5 protein-coding genes and 1 pseudogene are annotated in these 4823 nt (G+C 68.3%); 5 read left to right on the top strand and 1 reads right to left on the bottom strand.

Annotation, left to right across the window (positions count from 1 at the left end; genetic code table 11):
- From G3N93_RS34510 to G3N93_RS34490, 5 genes are all read left to right on the top strand, one after another.
- A partial coding sequence (locus G3N93_RS34510) for a 3-hydroxyacyl-CoA dehydrogenase family protein (RefSeq protein WP_241026823.1) occupies nt 1-428 on the top strand: 428 nt, incomplete at its 5' end.
- 59 nt (nt 429-487) lie between these two features.
- Entirely contained in the window at nt 488-1810 is a 1323-nt protein-coding gene (paaK, locus tag G3N93_RS34505; RefSeq protein WP_206134974.1) for a phenylacetate--CoA ligase PaaK, read from the top strand.
- A 38-nt stretch (nt 1811-1848) separates the two neighbouring features.
- The gene (locus G3N93_RS34500; RefSeq protein ID WP_206134973.1) at nt 1849-2649 is read left to right on the top strand and encodes an enoyl-CoA hydratase-related protein; all 801 of its coding nucleotides are present in this window, start codon (nt 1849-1851) and stop codon (nt 2647-2649) included.
- Between the two features lie 139 nt (nt 2650-2788).
- Complete coding sequence (locus G3N93_RS34495; RefSeq protein ID WP_011354924.1) at nt 2789-3460, top strand: MarC family protein; 672 nt, start codon at nt 2789-2791, stop codon at nt 3458-3460.
- A 190-nt stretch (nt 3461-3650) separates the two neighbouring features.
- Nucleotides 3651-4631, top strand: coding sequence for an aldo/keto reductase (locus tag G3N93_RS34490; RefSeq protein ID WP_174943014.1), 981 nt, complete (start codon nt 3651-3653; stop codon nt 4629-4631).
- A gap of 20 nt (nt 4632-4651) precedes the next feature.
- Here the strand turns inward: G3N93_RS34490 and G3N93_RS34485 are convergent.
- Nucleotides 4652-4823, bottom strand: a pseudogene (locus G3N93_RS34485) (CPBP family glutamic-type intramembrane protease); the annotation flags it as partial.

The raw sequence follows: 4823 nt of genomic DNA, 5'->3' as shown, positions 1-4823 counted from the left end.
TCGCCGATCTCGTGCTGGTCGACCTTGCACGCGATTACGCACAGGCCGGGCTCGTCGCGCTGACGCGCGCGCTCCAGTGCAGCGATGCGGCTTACGCGGACGCGGTCGGCCTGTTCCAGCAGGCGGGCTTCCGCGTCGTCGGCGTCGCGGACGTGCCGGGCATGGTCGCGATGCGTACCGTCGCGATGCTCGCGAACGAGGCGGCCGACACGGTGAACCAGGGCGTGTGTTCGCCCGCCGATCTCGATCTCGCGATGGAGAAGGGCGTGAACTACCCGTGCGGCCCGCTCGCGTGGGCCGATGCGATCGGCATCGGCCGCGTGCATCGCGTGCTGTCGAACCTCGCGGCGAGCTACGGCGAGGACCGCTATCGCGTGTCGCCGCGCATCGCCGCGCTGCATGCGGCTGGCCGCACGTTCCGGTCGTAGCCGTCGCCCCCGTCACTTCGAACACGATAACGACATCACTCCATTGGAGGAGCACCCCGATGACTCACCCGACGCATCCCGCCGCCGCCCTCGAGCCGATCGAGACCGCCAGCCGCGACGAACTGCAGGCGCTGCAGCTCGAGCGCCTCAAGTGGTCGCTGCGCCACGCATACGACAACGTCCCGCACTATCGCCGCACGTTCGATGCGGCAGGCGTGCATCCGGACGACCTGAAGTCGCTCGCCGATCTCGCGAAATTCCCGTTCTCGACCAAGAACGACTTGCGCGACAACTATCCGTTCGGGCTGTTCGCGGTGCCGCGCGAGCAGGTCGTGCGCGTGCACGCGTCGAGCGGCACGACCGGCAAGCCGACGGTGGTCGGCTACACCGCGCGCGACATCGATACGTGGGCGAACGTGACCGCGCGCTCGATCCGCGCCGCGGGCGGCCGCCCGGGCGATACGCTGCACAACGCGTTCGGCTATGGCCTCTTCACGGGCGGCCTCGGGATTCACTACGGCGCGGAACGGCTCGGCTGCATGGTCGTGCCGATGTCGGGCGGGCAGACCGAGAAGCAGGTGCAGCTGATCCGCGATTTCGAGCCGAAGATCATTCTCGTCACGCCGTCGTACATGCTGAACCTGATCGACGAGATGGTGCGGCAGGGGATGGACCCGGCCGAGTCGTCGCTGAAGATCGGCATCTTCGGCGCGGAGCCGTGGACGCAGGCGCTGCGCGAGGAAGTCGAGACGCGCGTGGGCATCGACGCGCTCGACATCTACGGGCTGTCGGAGGTAATGGGCCCGGGCGTCGCGTGCGAATGCGTCGAGACGAAAGACGGCCCGGTGATCTGGGAAGACCATTTCTACCCGGAAATCATCGATCCGGTCACGGGCGAAGTGCTGCCCGACGGTAGCCAGGGCGAGCTCGTGTTCACGTCGCTGACGAAGGAAGCGATGCCGGTGATCCGCTACCGCACCCGCGACCTCACCGCGCTGCTGCCGCCGACCGCGCGCGCGATGCGCCGTCTCGCGAAGATCACCGGTCGCTCCGACGACATGCTGATCGTGCGCGGCGTGAACGTGTTCCCGAGCCAGATCGAGGAGATCGTCGTCGCGCTGCCGCAGTTGTCGGGCCAGTTCCAGATCACGCTGTCGCGCGACGGTCACATGGACCGGCTCGACCTCGCGGTCGAACTGCGCTCCGAAGTGGCCGCGTCCGTCAGCGAAAGCGATCGCGTGGCGCTCGCGCGCGAGCTGCAGCACCGGATCAAGACCATGGTCGGCGTGTCGTCCGGCGTGACGGTGCTGGCGGCGGGCGGCATTCCCGCGACCGCGACCGGCAAGGCCCGGCGCGTGATCGACCGCCGCCAGGCCGCGTAATTCCCCTGTTTGCCGTTCTACCCGAGGAAACCTGTTCGATGGATGGATTGAAGACCCTGGCCGTCACGGTCGATGCGCGCGGCATCGCAACCGTCGCGCTGCAGCGCGGCGACGTGCTCAACGCGTTCGACGAGACGATGATCGCCGAACTGACCGACGCGTTCACCACGCTCGGCCGGCGCGACGACGTGCGAGCGATCGTGCTGCGTTCGGAGGGCCGCGCGTTCTGCGCGGGCGCCGACCTGCAGTGGATGCAGCGCGCGAGCGCGAACGACGCGGCCGCGAACCTGCGCGACGCGGGGCGATTCGCCGCGATGAGGCGCGCGATCCGGCGATGCCCGAAGCCGACGGTGGCGCGCGTGCAGGGCCATGCGTTCGGCGGCGGCGTTGGCCTGTGCGCGGCGTGCGACATCGTGATCGCGAGCGATCACGCGCGCTTCTCGGTCAGCGAGGCACGCTTCGGGATCCTGCCGGCCGTGATCGGCCCGTACCTGGTCGAGGCGGTCGGCCAGCGCCAGGCGCGCCGGCTCGCGCTGACGGCGACCCAGCTCGCCGCGGCTGAAGCGGTCGCGATCGGCCTGATCCACCAGGCCGTGCCGCTCGATTCGCTCGACGAAGCACTCGACAAGACGCTCGCCGAACTCGGCCGCAATGGGCCGAACGCGCTGATGGAGATCAAGCGCTTCTTCGATGCGATCGGCGAGTATCCGCCGTCGGACGAGCGCGCGGCGTTCACCGCGCAGACGATCTCCCGCGTGCGGGCGACACCGGAAGCGAAGGAGGGCTTCACCGCGTTCTTCGCGAAGCGGCCGCCGGCATGGGAGGCGGGCGCCGGGTAAGGGGGAAACCAAGCGGAAACGGCGGCGATCGACGGCACGGCGGGCCCGGCCGAATTTTGCGGCTCGGGCGCGGGCGCTTGCTCTACAATGCGTGACCTCCGGCGCGCTGCCGGCCCAGTCCCGACCGATTCTTCATCCGATGATCGTCAATCGCCTTATCTCCGAGATCCTGTTCGGCTTCACCGGCCTGATCGGCATCATCAACCCGATCGGCATCGCGTTCCTGTTTCTCGAACGGACCGAGGCGCTTACCGAGCAAGAGCGCGATCTGCTCGCGAGGAAGGTCGCGTTCAATGCGTTCATCGTGCTGATGGTCGCGTTCTTCGCCGGCACGCCGGTGCTGCATTTCTTCGGGATTTCGATGGAAGCGCTGCGGATCGGCGGCGGCTTCGCGGTTGCCGTCGCCGGCTGGCAGATGCTCAACGAACCCGACGGCCCGGGCGGCGGCGACACGCCGGTCAAGCCGATCGACGCGAACGCGATCATGACGCGCGCGTTCTTCCCGTTGACCATGCCGCTGACGGTCGGCCCCGGCTCGATCGCCACCGCGATCGCGCTGAACGCGAACCGCACGCACAAGCTGTCGGAATTCATGCTGTCGAGCATCGTGTCGATCGCCGTCTCCGTGCTGGTGGCGATCGTGATCTGGCAGGTCTACAGCCGTTCCGCGCTGCTGTCGCGCTACCTCGGCAGCGAAGGCACCAAGGTCGCGAAGCGCGTGTCGGCATTCCTGCTGCTGTGCATCGGCGTGCAGATCATGCTGACCGGCTTTTCCGCATTCCTGCAGCCGATCGCCGACCAGGCCAAGTAAGCAAGCGGCCGGCGCCGCTGCGCACGTGCTGCGCAGCCGGCGCCGCGCGCGACCTCGCGCTCGCGAGCACCTCCTTCGCATCTTGCGGCGATGCCGCACGCATTTTTGCTGCCCGGGATACCATGCGACGGTCCGGCGGATGCGCGGCGCGCATCCGGCCGTCAGCTCAACTTCAATGGCGAGGCGTGCAATGGAATACGTGAAATTCGGGTCGACAGGGCTGGAAGTGTCCAAGCTGGTGCTGGGTTGCATGACGTTCGGCGAACCGTCACGCGGCTCGCATCCGTGGACGCTGCCGGAAGCGGAGAGCCGCCCGATCATCCAGCGGGCGGTCGAGGCCGGCATCAACTTCTTCGATACCGCGAACATGTATTCCGACGGCACGTCGGAGGAGATCGTCGGCCGCGCGCTGCGCGATTTCGCGAAACGCGACGAGATCGCGATCGCGACCAAGGTGTTCTACCGGATGCGGCCGGGGCCGAACGGCGCGGGGCTGTCGCGCAAGGCGATCATGACCGACATCGACCAGAGCCTGAAGCGGCTCGGCACCGACTATGTCGATCTCTACCAGATTCACCGCTGGGACAACGGCACGCCGCTCGAGGAGACGCTCGAGGCGCTGCATGACGTCGTGAAGGCCGGCAAGGCGCGCTATATCGGCGCATCGTCGATGTTCGCGTGGCAGTTCGCGAAGGCGCTGCACACGTCGAAGCAGCACGGCTGGACCCGCTTCGTCAGCATGCAGAACCACCTGAACCTGCTGTATCGGGAAGAAGAGCGGGAAATGCTGCCGCTGTGCGAAGACGAAGGGATCGCGGTGATTCCGTGGAGCCCGCTCGCGCGCGGCCGGCTCACGCGCAACTGGGACGAGTCGACCGAGCGGCAGCAGAGCGACGTGGTCAGCCAGCGGCTCTACGATGCGACGGCCGAATCGGACAAGGCGGTCGTCGACGCCGTGGCGACGATCGCGGCCGCCCGCAACGTGCCGCGTGCGCAGGTCGCGCTCGCCTGGGTCGCGCAGAAGCGCGGGGTCACCGCGCCGATCGTCGGCATTTCGAAGCCGCAGCAGCTGGACGATGCACTGGCCGCGCTCGAACTGAAACTGACCGACGACGAGATCGCCACGCTCGAACGCCCGTACGTGCCGCACGCGGTCGCCGGGATCAACTGAGCGGCGGCGCCGCGCGGTCGTCAGCGCGCGGCGTCGAGCATCGGGTAGGTGAACAGGCCGAAGTGGACGACGTTCAACCCCGCATGCGCGAGCGCGGACGCGAGCAGTCCGCCGCGTCGCCAGGCGAGGCCGTAGCCGACGCCGGCCACCGTGCCGAGCACGATCCATTGCCAGCCGCCGGCCGCATGCGCG

Origin of the sequence: Burkholderia sp. Se-20378 (assembly GCF_017104665.1) — a bacterium.
GTDB classification, from domain to species: Bacteria; Pseudomonadota; Gammaproteobacteria; order Burkholderiales; family Burkholderiaceae; genus Burkholderia; species Burkholderia lata.
The sequence above is the reverse complement of the archived record's forward strand: the minus strand, read 5'-3'. Positions and strand labels throughout refer to the sequence as shown.